Source organism: Citrobacter sp. Cf125 (assembly GCF_030333935.1).
In the GTDB taxonomy this organism is placed as follows: domain Bacteria; phylum Pseudomonadota; class Gammaproteobacteria; order Enterobacterales; family Enterobacteriaceae; genus Citrobacter; species Citrobacter freundii.
Map to the genome: position 1 here is coordinate 711161 of NZ_JAOWEY010000022.1, position 20200 is coordinate 731360.

Annotated in this window: 17 protein-coding genes; all 17 read right to left on the reverse strand. The window is 39.8% G+C overall.

What is annotated here, in order from left to right; translation table 11 throughout:
- Nucleotides 1-134 precede the first annotated feature (134 nt).
- The 17 genes from gnd to galF all read right to left on the reverse strand — a co-directional run bounded on the left by gnd (nt 135) and on the right by galF (nt 20079).
- Nucleotides 135-1541, reverse strand: a complete 1407-nt coding sequence (gnd, locus tag OGV89_RS07780; RefSeq protein ID WP_003844291.1) for an NADP-dependent phosphogluconate dehydrogenase — start codon at nt 1539-1541, stop codon at nt 135-137.
- A 149-nt stretch (nt 1542-1690) separates the two neighbouring features.
- On the reverse strand, nt 1691-3121 hold the full coding sequence (locus OGV89_RS07785; protein ID WP_200002826.1) for an undecaprenyl-phosphate galactose phosphotransferase: 1431 nt from the start codon (nt 3119-3121) through the stop codon (nt 1691-1693).
- Between the two features lie 77 nt (nt 3122-3198).
- Entirely contained in the window at nt 3199-4638 is a 1440-nt protein-coding gene (locus OGV89_RS07790) for a phosphomannomutase (RefSeq protein ID WP_200002827.1), read from the reverse strand.
- A gap of 7 nt (nt 4639-4645) precedes the next feature.
- A complete protein-coding gene (locus OGV89_RS07795; protein ID WP_200002828.1) occupies nt 4646-6067 on the reverse strand; it encodes a mannose-1-phosphate guanylyltransferase/mannose-6-phosphate isomerase in 1422 nt (473 codons plus the stop codon).
- Between the two features lie 14 nt (nt 6068-6081).
- Nucleotides 6082-7239 (reverse strand): glycosyltransferase family 4 protein, encoded by a 1158-nt coding sequence (locus OGV89_RS07800; protein WP_200002829.1) that lies wholly within the window; start codon nt 7237-7239, stop codon nt 6082-6084.
- Entirely contained in the window at nt 7226-8236 is a 1011-nt protein-coding gene (locus tag OGV89_RS07805; protein ID WP_200002830.1) for a glycosyltransferase family 4 protein, read from the reverse strand. The genes OGV89_RS07800 and OGV89_RS07805 overlap by 14 nt, the downstream gene beginning before the upstream one ends.
- Nucleotides 8236-9507, reverse strand: a complete 1272-nt coding sequence (locus tag OGV89_RS07810; RefSeq protein WP_286558471.1) for an O-antigen ligase family protein — start codon at nt 9505-9507, stop codon at nt 8236-8238. Before OGV89_RS07810 ends, OGV89_RS07805 begins: the two co-directional genes overlap by 1 nt.
- A gap of 27 nt (nt 9508-9534) precedes the next feature.
- Nucleotides 9535-10578 (reverse strand): glycosyltransferase family 2 protein, encoded by a 1044-nt coding sequence (locus tag OGV89_RS07815; RefSeq protein ID WP_200002831.1) that lies wholly within the window; start codon nt 10576-10578, stop codon nt 9535-9537.
- Between the two features lies 1 nt (nt 10579).
- On the reverse strand, nt 10580-11194 hold the full coding sequence (locus OGV89_RS07820) for a DapH/DapD/GlmU-related protein (protein WP_200002832.1): 615 nt from the start codon (nt 11192-11194) through the stop codon (nt 10580-10582).
- A gap of 183 nt (nt 11195-11377) precedes the next feature.
- The gene (locus OGV89_RS07825; RefSeq protein WP_200002833.1) at nt 11378-12640 is read right to left on the reverse strand and encodes a glycosyltransferase; all 1263 of its coding nucleotides are present in this window, start codon (nt 12638-12640) and stop codon (nt 11378-11380) included.
- Nucleotides 12641-12657: 17 nt separating this feature from the next.
- A complete protein-coding gene (locus OGV89_RS07830) occupies nt 12658-14181 on the reverse strand; it encodes a lipopolysaccharide biosynthesis protein (RefSeq protein ID WP_200002834.1) in 1524 nt (507 codons plus the stop codon).
- Nucleotides 14182-14216: 35 nt separating this feature from the next.
- Entirely contained in the window at nt 14217-15341 is a 1125-nt protein-coding gene (rffA, locus tag OGV89_RS07835) for a dTDP-4-amino-4,6-dideoxygalactose transaminase (protein WP_200002835.1), read from the reverse strand.
- Nucleotides 15342-15352: 11 nt separating this feature from the next.
- Nucleotides 15353-15895: a dTDP-4-dehydrorhamnose 3,5-epimerase gene (gene rfbC / locus OGV89_RS07840; protein WP_200002836.1), complete on the reverse strand. Its 543-nt coding sequence runs from the start codon at nt 15893-15895 to the stop codon at nt 15353-15355.
- A gap of 2 nt (nt 15896-15897) precedes the next feature.
- Nucleotides 15898-16776, reverse strand: a complete 879-nt coding sequence (gene rfbA, locus OGV89_RS07845; RefSeq protein ID WP_200002837.1) for a glucose-1-phosphate thymidylyltransferase RfbA — start codon at nt 16774-16776, stop codon at nt 15898-15900.
- Between the two features lie 51 nt (nt 16777-16827).
- A complete protein-coding gene (gene rfbD, locus OGV89_RS07850) occupies nt 16828-17727 on the reverse strand; it encodes a dTDP-4-dehydrorhamnose reductase (RefSeq protein WP_054528553.1) in 900 nt (299 codons plus the stop codon).
- Nucleotides 17727-18812 carry a dTDP-glucose 4,6-dehydratase gene (gene rfbB, locus OGV89_RS07855; protein WP_032936723.1) on the reverse strand — a complete coding sequence of 362 codons (1086 nt, stop codon included), beginning with the start codon at nt 18810-18812 and terminating at the stop codon, nt 17727-17729. Before rfbB ends, rfbD begins: the two co-directional genes overlap by 1 nt.
- 373 nt (nt 18813-19185) lie before the next feature.
- Nucleotides 19186-20079 (reverse strand): GalU regulator GalF, encoded by an 894-nt coding sequence (gene galF, locus OGV89_RS07860; RefSeq protein WP_032936722.1) that lies wholly within the window; start codon nt 20077-20079, stop codon nt 19186-19188.
- Nucleotides 20080-20200: the final 121 nt, after the last annotated feature.

Consider the following 20200-nt stretch of genomic DNA (forward strand, 5'->3'; position numbering starts at 1 on the left):
CGGCTCTGCATTGCGCCAGTATATCGTGATTTGCTACAACACCGGATATCAGACCTGGCTGAATCCCATTTTTTGGCAATAAAAAAGCCCGGAGGAGCGCTCCGGGCCTGGATTCACAGTTAGACTAAATCAGATTAATCCAGCCATTCGGTGTGGAACACACCTTCTTTATCGGTGCGTTTATACGTATGTGCACCGAAGTAGTCGCGCTGGGCCTGGATCAGGTTAGCCGGCAGTACCGCAGAACGGTAGCTGTCGTAGTAGGCTACCGCTGCAGAGAAGGTCGGTACCGGAATACCGTTCTGCACAGCATAAGCCACTACATCACGCAGCGCTTGCTGATATTCGTCAGCGATATTTTTGAAGTACGGGGCCAGCAGAAGGTTCGCGATGCCTTTGTTTTCAGCATAGGCGTCGGTGATTTTCTGCAGGAACTGCGCACGAATGATGCAGCCCGCGCGGAAGATCTTCGCGATTTCGCCGTAGTTCAGATCCCAGTTGTATTCGTCAGATGCGGCACGCAGCTGAGAGAAGCCCTGGGCATAAGAGACGATTTTGCCCAAATACAGCGCGCGACGGACCTTCTCAACAAACTCTGCTTTATCACCAGCCAGTTTAGCCTGTGGCCCAGACAGCACTTTAGATGCCGCAACGCGCTGGTCTTTCAGAGAAGAGATGTAGCGAGCGAATACGGATTCGGTGATCAGCGACAGCGGTTCGCCCAGATCCAGAGAGCTCTGGCTGGTCCATTTACCGGTGCCTTTGTTCGCCGCTTCGTCCAGGATCACATCAACAAGGTATTTACCCTCTTCGTCTTTCTTGGTGAAGATATCTTTGGTGATGTCGATCAGATAGCTGCTCAGCTCGCCTTCATTCCACTCGGTGAAAGTAGTTGCCAGCTCTTCGTTAGACAGGTTCAAACCGCCTTTCAGCAGAGAATAGGCTTCCGCAATCAGCTGCATATCGCCATATTCGATCCCGTTGTGCACCATCTTCACATAGTGACCTGCGCCATCGGCACCGATATAGGTCACGCACGGTTCGCCATCTTCAGCAACCGCAGCAATCTTAGTCAGGATCGGCGCAACCAGTTCGTAGGCCTCTTTCTGCCCGCCAGGCATGATAGATGGGCCTTTCAGGGCGCCCTCTTCACCGCCGGAAACACCGGTACCGATAAAGTTGAAGCCTTCAGCAGACAGTTCACGGTTACGACGAATGGTGTCCTGGAAGAAGGTGTTACCACCATCAATGATGATGTCGCCTTTATCCAGATACGGCTTCAGGGAATCAATAGCAGCATCGGTGCCAGCACCCGCTTTCACCATTAACAGGATACGACGTGGGGTTTCAAGAGACTCGACGAACTCTTTCACCGTGTAATAAGGAACCAGTTTCTTACCCGGGTTCTCGGCAACAACTTCTTCAGTTTTCTCGCGGGAGCGGTTGAAGATGGAGACGGTATAACCACGGCTTTCGATGTTGAGCGCCAGGTTGCGCCCCATCACTGCCATACCGACGACGCCGATCTGTTGCTTGGACATTACATACTCCTGTCAGGTGTGGTTGCCCACCGGGGCTGCCCCCGGGAGGCTTAAGTGACTAACATGTTAACTCAGAGACAAGGCAAGAAGGTAGCAATTGGTGTACTGGTGCTTCCTTTTGGGTAGTAAACGGTCATGTTTATACGCACTCAGTACGCGCCATCTCGATGCAAAACGACCTTCACCGTCTTAAACAAAATGGCAATGTCATTCCAGAGAGTCCAGTTCTTAACATACCATGAGTCAAAATAAACGCGTGTTTCATAGTCAACATCATTTCGGCCACTAACTTGCCACAGCCCCGTCATGCCAGGTTTTGCCATTAAATAATAATCAACGTCATCACAATAACGTTCCAGTTCATCTGAAATGATAGGCCGTGGCCCAACCAGACTCATCTCTCCTTTTAATACGTTGAACAACTGGGGCAACTCATCAAGGCTGGTTTTCCGAATAAAGCGTCCAACAGCAGTAATGCGTGGATCATTCTTTAATTTAAAATCTTTATCCCACTCAGCTCTCGCTTCCGGATCGTTATCCAAAAGTTCCTTTAACACTTCCTGAGAGTTCATCACCATTGAGCGAAACTTGTAGCATGGGAATAATTTTCCGTTTCGCCCAACACGCTGATGCCCATAAATAGCAGGACCGCCATCACGAGTAACTTTGTACCATAAATAAATCATGAGCGGTGATGCAATTAGCAGAATCAATAAGGAGCAAACAATGTCGAAAGAACGTTTAAGAAAACGAGAAGTCCGTTTTGCGAGATTATTTTGTATTCTCAGCAACATAACTTCATGACTAAAAATGAAGGACATATCGGTATTATACAAAGGTAACCCACGGAAAGAAGGAACCACAGTAACTGAGCGACAATGGTGCTTTGATAACTCACGGAGCCAGTATTGTGTTTTATCGAGTTCCGTATATTCATAAGCAAGAATGTAATGAACATCACCGGTGCGATTCAGATTCCAAATTTCTTCCACATCTTTTATTACAGGTAGTGAGCTAATCTCGCAATCAACAGAATCAGTATCAAAAAATGCGACAACGTCAAAACCCATCATCTCTTCACTCTGCAAGGCACTGTATGCCCCAAGTGCATTTTGGCCACTGCCGAAAATGATAGTAGTCTTTTTCCAGATACCTAGCTTATTAAGTACATGTTTTACAAACACACGGAATAAGGGTACTAATATCAGCGCAAAAGACCAGCAAAACACCCAAACATAACGTGAAAACTGCCATTTCGTAAATGCGATTAACGCCAAATCAAATATGGCAAAGATCACAATGGTACGAAAGATCTCTTTCAATTCATACCAAAATGGTTTGCGGTAGGTATAATGACGCAGACGTACCCAAAACCACCCTACACATACTATAGAAAGTATGAAATGGGATATGACGCGTGTATCCAGTTGTTCCTGGGGGACAAATCGCTGTACCTCATCAAAAATCAGGTATACGCATCCCAAAGATAACCACAAAGCCACATTAAAAAAAACCAGATCTGATATCGCTAATGAGATCTTACATAATTGTGGATTATACTTATTGTTAATATTATCCATTAACCCTCACCCTCAAAATGGGTACCAGATAACCAAGCTAGGCGTTTATGAAAAGAAACGCCTTATGCATACTATATTTAAACATTCTTACAAACTTGCTTTTTAATATTAGCGAGTACCGTTTCAACTAATTTATATGCCTCGTCTGACGAGTCAGCCTCAGCGTAGCAACGAAGCTCTGGAGCGTTACCTGAAGGGCGCAAGTGGACAATATTATTATTATTAAGTGTAATTCTTAATCCATCGGTCATATCTGAATATAGTATATAGTGATCATTTAATCCGATGTACTCCAAGAATGCTTTTGGGTCCGATAGTCCGACATTTATCATCGACATGCTTGTGTTGGCACTAACATTCTGTAATCTATTGGAATGGGTGTAGCGAACAGGAAGTTTTTCAACTACTGCATTGATACCTTTATCCCTACTTCTAAAAAGAAGCATAATAGCAGGTAATACCGCATCACGCGTTGGTAACGCTTTAAGTAACTGCTGATTAACATAGATATCACTGCCTAATAAAAAACCACCATTTGCCTCAAATCCTACAATGCGATTATAGTTTTCAGATAATTTGGAAAATGCAGCTATAACATAAGGAGAGCCAATTTTAGTACGCTCCACATGTTTGAAGAAATTACCTGATGAAATTGTACTGTTGCAGCTTACAGGAACAGCGACAGCATCAGCGGCTAACTCAAGTGAACACAAGAGGCCCAACAAATCCCCTCGTAACCAGTTCCCATTTTCATCCGAGATAAGAGGTCGGTCACCATCCCCATCGGTAGAAAATATAGCATCTAACTGAAATTCCGCAGCCCATTTGATTGCCTTATTTCTGTCATCTTCGCTCACAGCTTCCGTATCAATAGGAACAAATTCATCACTTCTGGCTAAGCTGATGACAGTAGCACCCAAAGCGTTAAACAGTGGTTTATAGAGATCACGTCCAGCACTTGAGTGCTCATAAATACCAATACGCTTGTTTTTCAGGAAAGGTGTTGGGAACAATGAAGTATATCGTGAAATATAATTTTCAGCCGCAACTGGAGAGACTGTTAATTCTTCAGACGCTGTCTTGCTAAATGAAGCGTTGGCATGAATAATAGAATTCTCATCATCTTTAGTTATTTCACCATCAGGCCTATAAAATTTGAGGCCATTACGATCAAAAGGAATATGGCTCCCTGTGACCATTATTGCAGGTATACCATCAGAAATAGATTGATAAGCCAATGCTGGTGTCGGAATTACACCATAGAAAACGATATTGATGCCTTTTTCCTGTAGTGCAGCGGCACAAGCCTGAGCCATTGAGTAGCTACTTGGACGGTTATCCATCGCTAGCGCGATAGTATCGAATGAAAACTGTTTTTGCATCACAGTCAAAAATGAAACTGAGAAAGCAGCACAAACCTCAGGCGAAAAATTGGTGACAAGACCGCGAGCACCGCTAGTTCCAAAAGCAATTCCAGAATTATTAATAATATCTCGACTATTATAAAAAATGTTCATCAATTTCTCACTCCGAATATCCAGAACGCTGTTCCAAGCGTATGATATCATCCTCACCAAGATAAGTACCTGACTGGATTTCAATTAATTCCAATGGGATAACTCCAGGATTCTCTAGCGCATGGATGGTATTAACTGGTATAAATGTAGATTCATTTTCCGAAACTATAAAGGTTAGTTCGCCCTTAGTAACGAGAGCGGTTCCTGATATGACTATCCAGTGCTCTACTCGATGCTCATGCTTTTGCGCGACAAATTTCTCACCCGGCTTAACACTTATACGTTTGACCAAGTAATTGTCACCACTATCAATTACAGTATATTTGCCCCAAGGACGGAATGTTTCCAGATGTTTTTTATATTCGCTTTTGTTGTTCTTTTTTAGATAATCAACGACTTTTTTAACATCTTGTACTGAATCTTTATCAGAAACTAATAAAGCATCCGCAGTCTGAATGATAACTAAGTTATTTACTCCTATTGTGCCAATAAATGCACTTTCGGAGTAAATATAGTTGTCTTCACTGCTATGGGCAAATACATCGCCATGCAATACATTTCGTTGCTGATCTTTGTGTGAAATATCCCAAAGTGAAGACCAAGAGCCTACATCCGACCATCCGGCATCCATGGGTACAACTACTGCGAGTTGCGTATGCTCCATTACCGCATAATCAATGGAATTACTCGGGCATAAAGTAAATGACTCTTTATCAATACGTATAAAATCAAGATCTGGATTAATACGGCCAACTGCGCTCTCGCAAGCATGGTATATATTAGGGGATAATTGTTTTAGTTCATTTAAGTAGCTACTTGCACGAAATAAGAACATGCCACTGTTCCAATAATATTTCCCAGATTCAATATAATGACACGCAGTATTATAATCTGGCTTCTCTACAAATTCTGCGACAGCATAAGCTTGTGCATCAATGGCCTCACCTCTGCGAATGTAGCCATAGCCCGTTTCTGCGTGCGTAGGGACGATACCAAAAGTAACTAACTTACCGAGAGTTGCATGGGATTCAGCATGCTTAATAGCTTCAATAAATACCTTTTCATCACGGATAACATGATCCGCAGCCAAGATTAACAGTAATGGATCTTCATCATCAGTATTTTGAAGTGCACAAAAAGCAGCGAGTGCGATCGCTGGAGCCGTATTACGCCCTACAGGCTCAAGAATAATATTATTCGCAAGTTTATCAATAGCGCGAAGCTGTTCAGCAACAAGGAAACGGTGGCTATCGTTACAAATAACAACCGGTTCGCTAACCAAAAGTGGGGACAGTCGCTTAATGGTATTTTGCAGCATTGAGAACTCACCCTCAACAGTCAAAAACTGTTTGGGATGATGTTCGCGTGAGAGCGGCCACAAGCGACTACCCGTGCCACCAGCCATTATTACTGGTACTAATTTTGACATTTAATTAACCACTATTAACGTTTGATAATTTGCTCTGCTTTGAAAAGATTCCACTTTTCATCTACAAAGTTAGTAAATTCTTTATTAAATCTCGAACGTGAAAATCTTTCTGCATTATCTCTGCATGCTTGAGATGTAAAGAGTGGAGAAGCCTTTTCAAACCCGCAAATTGCTTCATGTAATGAAACAACTGTCTGTTCATTAAAGAAAATACCTGTTGGCCTTTCTATACCTATTGGACGAACAGTTTCTAAAGCACCACCTTTGCCAAACGCGATTACAGGAGTACCGCAAGCTTGAGCCTCAACAGGAATTATTCCAAAGTCCTCTTCTGCTGCAAAAACAAATGCTTTAGCATTCTGCATATATTCCTTTAAAACAGAAAAAGGCTGGTAACCAAGCAACTTTATATTATCTTTGGCCTTACTTTTTATTTTCTTCATCTCTGGCCCATCACCAATAACAACTAGTTTTTTATCTGGCATTTGGCTAAAGGCTTCGACAATAAGATCAATACGCTTATAAGGAACCATACGGGATGCTGTAAAATAATATTCTTGTTTTATATCTTTTACTTCGAAATTCTCTACGTCAACAGGTGGGTATATTACAGAAGCTTCGCGACCATAAACTTTTTTAATTCTACGTGCAATGTATTGTGAGTTGGCGATAAAGTGATCAACCCCATGCGCGGTACGATAATCCCAGATTCGTATTTTATGTAAAAACCACTTAGCTAGCCAGCCTTTAACTCCTTTATTCAGACCAGATTCTCGAAGATACTGGTGTTGTAAATCCCATGCATATCGTATTGGCGAGTGAACATAACTTATATGCAACTGATCTGGCCCAGAAATAACGCCCTTTGCAACAGAGTGGGCGCTGCTAATGATGATGTTTGCATCAGATAAATCAAGCTGTTCAATAGCCAACGGCATTAATGGCAAATATTTTTGGTATAATTTTTTTGCTTTTGGCAATTTTTGAATAAATGTAGTTGTTGCATGCTTTCCAAGAAAATTATTCCTTTGTTCATCTGTTAAAAAATCAACGACAGAATATAGTTCAGCTTCAGGGAAAGCATGTAATATTGCAGATGAAACCTGTTCAGAACCTGCATAGCTTAGTAGCCATTCATGAACAAGAGATATTTTTGCCTCATTTAGTTTCATTGCATGCCTCTGTAAGTACCATTTCGATCTCATTAACAACATTTTTCCAACTAAACTTCTTAGCGCGTAAAAGCCCTTCATGGACTAAGTGTTCACGTAGTTCCGTATCATTAACTAATTTTGTAATACCGTCGCTAATAGCGCACACCGACACAGGATCTACAAGTATCGCAGCATCTCCTGCTACCTCAGGTAAAGATGACGTAGTTGAAGTTAATACTGGAACACCACATGCCATCGCTTCCACTACAGGCAATCCAAATCCTTCATACAGGGAAGGAAAAACTAAGCCTAGTGAACCCTTATATAACGATGGCAAGTCACTTTCTGAAACAAAACCTAAAAAATTAACACGTTCACTTATCCCGTACTGCACTATTAATTTTTCTAAATCACTACTCGGATTACCTGAAAAAACGAGTTTGATTGAAGGATCTATGTCCGCTTTGGCAAATGCAGATAAAACACGGCTTTCATTTTTATGAGTTTTCCGGTTTCCTACACATAACAGATATTCATATCCTAAATCCATAGGCTGAACATCAATATTAAATTCTTCAGATACACCATTATAAACGGTAACAATTTTGCCGGGTTCAACTCTCGACCATTCTGCTATTCTTTCTTTAGAAAAATTGGAAACTGTAAATATTTTATAAGCCTGATGGCAGCCTCGTTTTATTATAAACTTATAAAATAGCTTTTTAAAAAAAGACGAATTATCATTCAAATCAAGATGATTTAAATCATGTATTGTAACTATAAATTTTTTTGAACAAAAAAGTGGTGGTATATAACCTGGAAGTAAAATTAAATCAACTTTACCCTGAAAAAAGATATTTACAGCAAGTCCAAGTGGAGCAAAAGGAGAAGCACATTTTTTATATATTTTTGCACATGATATTCCAGTCAATAACTTCGAGATCTCGTCTGTGAAACGACCAATTCCTCCCATGTTAGACCAACTAATATCCATCAATATTTTTTTATTATTCATTAAATTGTACACCTCCTATTAGACAAATTCCAAAAAGGCATTAAAGCTAAAACTGTCCAATAATATATTGAAAAAGTTGATGACGAAGGTGCAGAACTTAATGCTGCACTAATGAAGAAAGTTATTCCAAGCAGAAAATATATTCTAAAACACGCATAACTAGGATGAGTATTATATCTTCTGTCTAAAGAAAATGAAGCATAAAACTGACTTGCCATATAAAAAATATTTATAATCAAGCCAACAATTCCAGTTTCGAGAGCCATCCAGAAGAAATAGTTATCCGTATTTAATCTGTTGTCTTTAACGGAAAGCATGTTTCCTGAACCTTGTGTACCTAAACCTATACCAGATGGATGCTCTGAAAGATAACTTAAGGAATTCATTGCCATATCTATTCGTCCCTGCGTAGACCCACGGGATGTCTGCGATGAGTCTGTAAATCTGCCAACTAACGTGTCTATATACTTATCAAAAATATTTGTAGATACCATTAAGATAGGAATGACGATTAAAAATAATGTAATGCCGCTTAGTAGCATTTTTCGGTTTGAAATTATGTAAAAAGCATAGATGATAACTGCAACAAGGATTGCCCCTCGGGTCAGAGTCATACAGATTGCAGTAAAAATAACCAAACTAGCAATCAGCATCCATGCCCTTTTATATCCTTGCGAAAAGCACTCCATGCATAGCAGAACACCTAATGTCAACATATACCCGAAATTAAGAGCATCACTGAAACCACCAGTTGCTCTAATCATGCCATCATAGCTGTTAATTAGGTTTAACTGATCTCCCGCATAGTGTTCATCATAACCAAGCAGTTTAATAAGTTCACCTTTCATTAATACATCAATGATAGCTATCACTGCTACAGTAAGCATTAAAAAAATAATATAACGAACCACTTTCTCAACGTTTAAAGATTCAGAATAGCAAACTTTCAAAATTGCTAATGCAATGAAAACGGCAGGGAACAAAATATAACTTCGCCCTCCCATAATCGCTTGAACTTTGTCAGATGAGAATATGGTTAATGCTATTACCCATAAAACTAATGACCCCCATGCAAATATGGTAAAAACAAGGAAAAAGTGAATTTTCTTCCTATCAACTAAAAAACGTATCAGCACCAGAACTACAAAAAGTGCATTCAGTACATCCCTAAGAATTGCTCCGGGAGGAAATGGTAATACACTAACCATCCACGAACTAATGTATGGAGAGAATAAGTTGACACTTAATATCGCAGCATAGAGTATATTCATATAACTACTATTTTTAATTTAGAGAGGTTAAATACCAAGACGCGGAGTGCCGCCATTTTTGCTACGAATATATTTAATCAACGCATCATAACCTTTTCGTTTTAATACATATCCCAAAATGGCATGAATATAAAACAATTTTTCATTAGCAAATCCGATTTTTCGGAAATCATTAATCATTTTCAAATATGTAGTTAATGGTAAATCAAGCTGATCTCGAATGTAAGGATAAAAATAATTTGCTAAATCCCTTTTAATACCAGCATAAACACCATTAATTTTTGTAGTGTTTTCTATATGTTTTGCAATGAGGAGAAGCCCTTCAACCATATGTATCCGCCCCTCTGGTTTATAACCACCTGGAGTGAATATACCTTTTTCAGTTCCTGCATTACCAAAATCAGGTGCTTCTGTATCTCTTGACAAAGTAATTACATCGCTAAAATAATATCCCTGACCTTCAGCCATAAGCATCCCAGCCAGATACATTTGATAATATAAGCGGCCATCAAAAATATCACAGGATAATTTATTTGCCTTCTCGGCATTCACTATAAAACCAGAAATAACACCAACTCTGCGGAAGAAAAATTTGATAGCATCAGTGCCTGGTTGGAATAATGTATCCTCAGTTAAATGGCGAACGGTATCGCATAATTCATTTGGGTTTTCTTTAAACCAACCATACGCCCGTGTTGCCAATACAATATCAGGATTTGCCTTCAAGACAGTAACGATCTTAGATAATGCCCCATCAGCTAACAGATCATCATTGCCCATGATCATGCAATATTTGCCAGTTGCTGAACTAATGCAATTCTTTAAATTTTTATCATACCCTAAATTATCTTTATTCAGGTTAATATGAAGATTAGCCTTATTGTATTTTATCTTATATTTTTCAACAATAGAGTTTATTTCATCTCTTTGTGGAGATTTGTCTTCACAAAGAATAACTTCGAAATCGGTATTATTAATAGCGTAGTCCTGATTGTATATGCTATCCAATAAAGGCTCTAAAAATTCCGCACGATTATAGGAAGGTATACAAATACTGATAAAAACATTCATTTTAAAACACCTTTAATACTTTGGCTGGAACTCCACCAATTAAGCATGGTTTATCGACTTTCAAACCTTTGACTACTGCATTAGCTGCAATTACACAACCATCACAAATGTCACTGCCAGCTAAAATTACTGCATTATCTCCAATCCAGCAGCAATTGCCGATCTTTACAGACGCGAAATCATCTAGAGTCTTATCTGCTGGTGGCGAAAACTCATAACTATTATTTTTATAACTACCATGACTGTGATCCCCAATATAAACTTTACTACCTATCAAAACGTCATCACCTAGAGTTAGGGAACTTGCACAAGAAATATGAACATTGTCGCTTAAGCACAAACGTTGGCCAATATTTAAAACAGGGCTAAAGTTTTGTTGCCCATAATTATATACAGCTTCAATCCAGCAGTTATCACCAATACGGCCATCTATCCATCTTCTATTGTTTTTATCAAAGTTGTCAAATGGCTTTATATATAGTTTGAAATTTATACCCACCATTCTAAATTTATGTCCAGTTAGCAGATTAAAAAAACAGGCATTTAATTTTCGTTTGCACTTTGATATAAATGAGAAAAGGCTAATAATTCTTATTCGGAAAGTGTACTTAAACATTATTCGCCCCTATTAATAGCATTTATATTATTTTAATATCTGTAACAATATTTTCAATTAATTAAAGAATAACCCACCAAAATTCGAAAAATTAGCCAACAATTTCATATGGCATAGACCCTCACTTTCTTTATATAGGTAACAAATACAGAACATTAAGAAAGACACATTCCTGATACAGTCCTAGTTTATTTCATTAGATATTAAGGATTCAATTGCTTGTACTTGTACTAGTGATGAACATCTATTAAGAGCTATACTTCTACTACTGTGTTTCTGTTCCATTAGCTCAAATGTTGTTAACTTTAAAAAAGCAGCTATTGCATCTGCAAGTGCAATGGCACTGACACTTTCAGCAAGAAAGCCATTAACTCCATCAATAATAAGATCTTCGGCTACACCTGTTTTGAACGAAATGACAGGAGTTCCCGACATCAAAGATTCATTAATCATCATTGGCCCGGCATCTTCAATGGAGGAACAAATGAATCCATCAGCAACGTTATACAGATATGGATATTTATTCTTATCATGGATAAAATCAATATTTATTAATGAAACACCATCAAAAATTATCTTTTGAGGCTGAGAACCAACTGTTAATATTGATATATTATCCAAAAGTCTTGGATTGTTTTCCTTTATGTATTCTAGTGCATCAGCAACATATTTAACACCTTTCCTTGGGTCGTTCAATGATTGAGCACCTAGAAGAATAATTCGATGACCATCAGGAATATTAATACCTAGATATTTTCTTGCAATATCTGAAAGCCGGGGAGTAAAAATATTTTCATCAATACCGATCAGTGCTTTCTTCATGCCATACTTGGCCTTTATTGAACTAGTCAAACAGCGTTCATCTAACCACTTACTAGCAGATAAATAAAAACAATCCATTTCTGAGTAATATTTTTTCCTGTTTCTTAGAACTTGTTGAGGTAGTTTTATTAATTTAGGATAAAGCATCGCTGGGCAATTTGAACAATCATTTTTATAACCTTCACAACGCCACGGATAATGGCATCCACCAGTAAACATACCTGCGTCCATCAGGTAAAAGGCGATACGGCACTGATAATGTTTTTGAATTTCAAATAAATCCTTATCAGAAAGAAAATCTGCAACATAATATACGAGTATTAAATCTGGCTTTTGTTTATACTTTTTAAATAGCTCATAAGTGCTAAAAGTTGAGCTATAAATTAGATAAGTTTTATCCTCAGTTATGTCTCTATTAACAAACAGACGACGAAACAGTTTGCCTAAGAAACCAAACATTTTTCTTCTAATTTGTGACAATTCAATGACGTCAGTATCATTTGAGGTTTTATCAAAAACACACATGGTAGATTGATGACTAAATCTTTTTAGATTTATATGCGTGCGATAAGCCCCATAGAACGCTCCTTTGCTATCCCCTGTCGACAAATGTAAAATTTTCATTTATTTTCTCACTGGTGTCAAAATTGCCAATTTCTTAAACTTATTTTTTTTATTGCAGGAAGGATAAAAAATCGTGTGCTCAGCATCAGCATAGATATGATTACGAGATTAACTATTGGTGCGCCAAATATATATAGATATTTATAATTACCAAACATAGAGAAATGCTCTATGGTCTCAAAGATAATAGTCGAAAATGATATAATGATTAACGTTACCGGTGCTATTATTTTAAGATAAGAAACCATCTCCTTTGTTAAACAGTAGAAACCCCATATTATGAGGAAAAGGACTGTGTGAGTAAAATAGAAAACGCTTGACCACTGTGGGCCTAAATATTTCGCAATCAATATGGTTAGCGGGATGGTGAGTGCCGAATAGCCAGCATAGGCATAAAAATGGTACTTTAGCTTCCCTGTAGAATATAAAAGAATAAATACGAAATTCATGATCCCTGCAAAAAATGTTGCTGACACAAGCCATTTTGCATATTGATTTACTGTATTCCCCAAAACATCGTTCTTAAGCCATAGCGCAATCAGGTCACTGCCAAATATAAACATGTATGGCACCAACGGTCCAAGAATAACAACATATGCTATGGAACTGTAAGTAAATATTGCTACAAATTGACTTTCTTTTTTTTCTTTTATTAATGCGCTTAACCGTGGCAATAAAATTTGTGATAATGGAATTACTAAAGTCAGCACAACTGCACTTAGCTGACTTCCTATTTGGTATTGGGTGTAATTTGTTAGTGTCGTATACGTCGATAGCGCTATTTTATCAACTTGACTTGCTACAACCCATATCATAGATAGACCAGAAAGTTGTAATGAAAATTTTATTACTTTGCTAAATGCAATATCTTCGCTTTCAGCAGAGTTATTTCCGCTGCAACCTTCACCTAATTGTTTACTATGTTTATGTATAACATAGTAAACACAATAAGCTGTAACGATGACATCTATAATTGATAAAGTTAGCAATACCTTAAAGAAGGCTGATAACGAATTCGAATAAAAGGCAAGGACAACATAACCTCCGCCATAAAAGCACGTCGTATAAACCATTCCCCATATAGCAATCAAGTCCTGCCTTTCCATTCCATTAATAAAACTTTGTAAATACGAGCGTAGATATAGTAGAGCTAAAATTATTCCGATTATTTTTATGCAAAATACTGTTTCATCATTAGATAGAGAAGTTTTCAACCAATCATTCACTATATATATAGATGAATAATTAAATATAAATGCAACAGTACAGGCAATAAAGACAAAACCAAGAAATACTTTTAAAAACAATTTGACAACTTTAGTATAACTAGCGAGTTGATATTTATTTGTTGCGATTAATTTTACAAATGTCCCACTGATACCTGCGTCCAGTAACCCCATAAGTGTTATCAGCATTGTAAAAAATGAAACTATTCCATATCGTTCTGTACCCAACAACCCTATAATTAAAGGTACTAACATTAACGGAAATGCAGCTCGATATAATTGAGAAGCATACAATATAGATATTTTTTTAAGCATACCAACTCACAAAGTATCAACTCGTAGATTTCATTCTAGCTAAAAAAACTTGTTATTTTTGAACATATATAATCAACTTGTTCTAAAGTTAATTCATAAAATAAAGGTAGCCGAAGTAAATTATCTGTAAACGCATCACTATTTTCTAAGTTAATGCTATTATTATCGGCCAAATAATAATCACTTTTATTAAGTGATAAGTAATGGAAAACGGCATGCACTCCATTATCTTTGAGATATTTAATCAAATCCGTTCTGACATTTATATTGTCACATAAGATGTAAAACATATGCGCATTATTTGTCGTGTACTCAGGAATTACAGGCAAATGAATAGCCCCTTTTTCTGCCAGTGGGGCTAGCTTTTCGTAATATCTTTGCCATAGCTCTTTCCTTTTATTTTGAATGAGATCCATATGCTCTAGCTGTGCATATAAATATGCAGCAATAATATCAGAGGGCAGAAAAGAAGAACCAATATCAACCCAGCCATACTTATTTACTTCACCTCTGAAAAATGATGACCTATTAGTCCCTTTTTCTCGGATTATCTCAGCTCGTTTGATATATTTCTCATCATTAATAACTAGCATACCGCCTTCACCAGAAATTATATTTTTGGTCTCATGGAATGAAAATGTTCCAAATGCTCCCATACTTCCCAATGGACGTCCTTTATAATATGAGTCAATAGCTTGAGCTGCATCTTCAACTATTGGGATATTATACTCTTCAGATATTGCCAATATTTCATCCATATCGCATGCAACACCAGCATAGTGAACAACCACAATTGCTTTTGTTTGAGGTGTAATTAACGCTCGGATTGAACATGGATCAACATTAGGATTATTAGTATAGCTATCAGCAAATACTACTGTTGCACCTCTTAATGTAAAAGCATTCACTGTCGATACGAAGGTATATGAAGGTGCGATCACCTCATCGCCTGGTTTAATATCTAGTAAAATTGCCGCCATTTCTAACGCATCGGTACATGAAGTTGTAAGGAGCACTTTTTTGAAGTTATACTTACTCTCGAAGAACTCGTGACATTTTTTGGTAAAAATACCATCCCCCGAAATCTTCCCCCCTTTAGTAGCTTGCGCAATATAAAGTAGCTCATCCCCATGCAAATAGGGTTTATTAAATGGAATCACTATTATTTTCCTTATCTTAACTTTGCAAAATAATCAGCTTTTATATCTTTATCTGATAATATTATTTCATTTTTTGGTACAGGCCACTCGATCCCTAAAGTAGGATCGTTCCATACAATACTTCTTTCTGCTGCTGGCGCATAATAGTTAGTTGTTTTATATAAAAATTCTGCGTTCTCGCTTATAACGACAAAGCCATGTGCAAAACCTTCGGGAATCCATAATTGACGTTTATTCTCAGCAGATAATATAACGCCAACCCACTTACCGTAACTTTCTGAATGAACTCGAATATCTACTGCAACATCAAAAACTTCACCGGCAACACAGCGCACTAGCTTACCCTGTTCGTAAGGTGCAGCCTGGTAGTGTAAACCACGCAATACACCTCTCTTTGATTTTGAATGATTATCTTGCACAAACATAAGACTATGGCCGACACTTGCTTCCAGTTTCATATGATTGTAGCTTTCATAAAAGAAACCCCGTTCATCACTATAAATTTTCGGCTCAATCAGTAACACGTCGGGAATGATCGTTTTAATAACATTCATAACTAGTAGCCCTTAATCATCCTGTACAAATATTGTCCATACGCATTCTTTGATAATGGAATTGCTAATTTTTGAACTTGTTCGGCGCTAATAAATCCCTTACGAAAAGCAATTTCTTCAGGGCAAGAGACCTTCAAACCTTGACGTTCTTCAATAGTGGCAATGAAGTTACTCGCTTCAATCAGACTCTGATGCGTCCCTGTATCAAGCCACGCATAGCCACGTCCCATCATTGCAACAGATAACCTTCCCTGTTCCATATAAATTCGGTTAATGTCGGTAATTTCAAGCTCACCACGTGCAGAAGGTTTTAAGTGCTTTGCCATTTCAACAACATCGTTGTCATAGAAATACAACCCGGTTACTGCATAATTACTTTTAGGCTCGAGTGGTTTTTCTTCAAGGCTAACTGCTGTACCACTTTTATCGAACTCAACTACACCGTAGCGTTCAGGATCGTTGACATGATAGGCAAAAACAGTTGCACCGCTTTCTTTATTTACGGCAGTATCCATTAATTTTGGTAAGTCATGTCCGTAAAAAATGTTGTCACCCAGAACAAGAGCACAATCATCATTACCGATAAACTCTTCACCAATAATAAATGCCTGGGCTAGGCCATCCGGCGTCGGTTGTACTTTATATTGTAAATTAAGTCCCCACTGGCTACCGTCACCCAATAACTGTTCAAATCGAGGGGTATCCTGAGGAGTACTAATAATCAAGATGTCACGAATCCCTGCCAACATTAGCGTAGAAAGCGGATAATAGATCATAGGTTTATCATAGATTGGCAGCAGTTGTTTGCTTACAGCCATAGTGACAGGATAAAGACGAGTACCTGAGCCACCAGCTAAAATAATCCCTTTACGCGTTTTCATTTCATCATCTCTTTATGTGCAAAATGCCCGTCAAGGGGCATTAAAATAAATTCAGATCGCCGTTGTCGTGAACAACTCAGCCAACATACGTTTTACACCAGCATCCCACTGCGGTAATACCAGCTCAAAGTTATTCTGGAATTTATCGGTGTTCAGGCGAGAATTTGTTGGGCGGTGTGCGGGAGTAGGATACGCACTGGTCGGCACCGCATTTAACTGGGTCAATGCCAGTTCAATTCCTGCCTTACGGGCTTCATCGAACACCAGTGCTGCATAGTCATGCCAGGTCGTGGTTCCACCCGCAACCAGATGGTAGAGTCCAGCCACATCGGGTTTGTTCATTGCAACACGGATAGCATGCGCCGTACAGTCAGCAAGAAGTTCAGCTCCAGTTGGCGCACCGAACTGGTCGTTAATTACCGAAAGCTCTGCGCGCTCTTTTGCCAGTTTCAGCATCGTTTTCGCAAAATTATTGCCTTTACCTGCATACACCCAGCTGGTTCTGAAAATCAAATGGTTGGCGCAGTGCGTCTGAAGCGCCATTTCTCCCGCCAGTTTGGTTTCACCGTAGACATTAAGCGGCGCTGTAGCGTCCGTTTCGCGCCATGGTGTTTCGCCGGTGCCAGGAAAAACATAGTCCGTGGAGTAATGCACTACCCACGCTCCGATTTCTGCGGCAGCTCTGGCAATTGCCTCCACACTGGTCGTATTAAGCAACCGGGCAAATTCAACTTCGGACTCAGCCTTATCTACTGCCGTATGGGCAGCCGCGTTGACGATAACGTCAGGCCGGATACGACGAACGGTGTCTGCCACGCCTTGTGGATTACTAAAGTCACCACAATAGTCAGTCGAATGTACATCTAATGCGATCAGGTTCCCCAACGGGGCTAGCGCACGTTGCAATTCCCAACCCACCTGGCCCGTTTTACCAAACAGCAGAATATTCATTACTGACGTTCTCCATAATTCTGTTCGATCCACGTCTTGTAGGCGCCGCTTTTCACATTCTCAACCCACTGCGTATTCGACAGATACCACTCAACAGTCTTACGGATCCCGCTCTCGAAGGTTTCCAGCGGCTTCCAGCCCAGTTCATCGCTGATTTTCGCTGCATCAATCGCATAGCGGCGATCGTGCCCAGGTCTATCCGCTACATATGTAATTTGCTCGCGGTAAGAACCTTCTTTAGGCACAATCTCATCCAACAAATCGCAGATAGTATGGACAACGTCCAGGTTTTTCTTCTCGTTATGACCACCGATATTGTAGGTTTCACCTACAAGTCCCTGAGTCACAACGGTGTATAATGCTCTGGCATGATCTTCAACATACAGCCAATCGCGAATCTGGTCGCCTTTGCCATAAATTGGCAATGCTTTACCTTCCAGCGCATTAAGAATCACCAGCGGAATCAGCTTTTCAGGGAAATGATACGGCCCGTAGTTATTGGAACAGTTGGTGACAATCGTTGGGAAACCATAGGTACGTAACCATGCGCGAACCAGGTGATCGCTGGATGCCTTAGAAGCAGAATACGGGCTACTCGGCGCATATGCTGTCTTTTCGGTGAACAGAGGCAACACACTACCAGCAGCCACTTCATCTGGATGTGGCAGGTCGCCGTATACTTCATCTGTGGATATATGATGGAATCGAAATGCCTGTTTTTTATCTGCCTCCAGCCCGTTCCAGTAGCCACGAGCAGCTTCCAGCAGTACATAGGTACCGACGATATTCGTTTCGATAAAAGCCGCAGGCCCTGTAATAGAGCGATCAACATGACTCTCAGCTGCCAGATGCATCACCGCATCCGGTTGATGAGTGGCAAAAATACGCTCCATTGCCGCTTTATCACAGATATCCGCATGTTCAAAATAATAGCGATTATTTTCGCAGACTTCGGCAAGTGACTCCAGGTTGCCGGCGTAGGTAAGTTTATCGACATTAACAACGGTATCCTGAGTATTTTTTATTATATGACGAACTACTGCGGATCCAATGAAACCCGCCCCACCAGTAACTAGTATTTTCACGTTTTAATTCCGAATATCGTTTATACGAATACTATTTAATATGCTGGCACATAATGCAGGCATCTGGGCATTATGCACGCTACCGCCCCTGGCCTTGCAGCAACCAGAGCACTACTTGAATGATAAATGTGTAACCAGCCCCGCCAGCTATCGCAAAGCTCTGTTAAATTCAAACGCTAATTGTCTTACCAAATGCCAGCAGAAACAAGAAAAAATCTGACAAAGCCATGATTAAACTTGGTAGGTTAACTTGTTGTTATTGGTCATTTTTCATAAAAAAGCGACAGTAACATTCCATTGCTTAAAGCATAGAAGCTGGGATGTTAGCTGCCGCTATTTTTTCTGGCTTACCGTCACAAAGACCTGTAAATATCTACTCGCTCAGTAGCTTCTCGATGCTCCTACGGAACTTCGGACCTTCTTTCAGGTTACGCAGCCCATACTTCACAAACGCCTGCATGTAGCCCATCTTTTTACCGCAGTCGTAGCTGTCACCCGTCATCAGCATGGCATCAACAGACTGTTTTTTAGCCAACTCTGCAATGGCATCAGTCAGTTGAATACGTCCCCAGGCACCTGGAGCAGTTTTTTCCAGCTCTGCCCAAATATCAGCAGAAAGCACATAGCGTCCTACGGCCATCAGATCGGAATCCAGCGTTTGCGGCTGATCCGGTTTTTCGATGAACTCAACGATACGGCTGACTTTACCTTCGTTGTCCAAAGCCTCTTTGGTTTGAATAACAGAGTATTCAGACAGATCGCCTTCCATACGCTTAGCCAGCACCTGACTGCGCCCGGTTTCATTAAAACGAGCAACCATAGCAGCGAGGTTGTAGCGCAGGGGATCTGCACTTGCGGTATCCAGAACAACGTCAGGTAATACCACGACAAACGGGTTATCACCAATGATAGGGCGAGCACAAAGAATGGAGTGACCCAGACCCAGTAACTGAGCCTGACGGACGTTCATGATAGTCACGCCCGGAGGACAGATAGACTGCACCTCGGCTAATAACTGGCGCTTAACACGCTGCTCAAGCAACGATTCGAGTTCGTAAGAGGTGTCGAAGTGGTTCTCAACCGCGTTCTTAGACGCATGAGTTACCAGAACGATTTCTTTGATACCTGCAGCTACAATTTCGTCGACAATGTATTGAATCATCGGCTTGTCTACGATCGGCAGCATCTCTTTAGGGATTGCCTTAGTGGCTGGCAACATGTGCATCCCCAGACCCGCTACCGGAATAACTGCTTTCAAATTAATCATTAAGTCATTCACCTATTCATTAGTTGCTGAATTATAGCTTTTTAGCTTGTTTTAGCCAGTATGAATTACATTGTACAGTTGCCGCGTATGTTACGCCGCTTATCTGTAGAATGCAGTAATC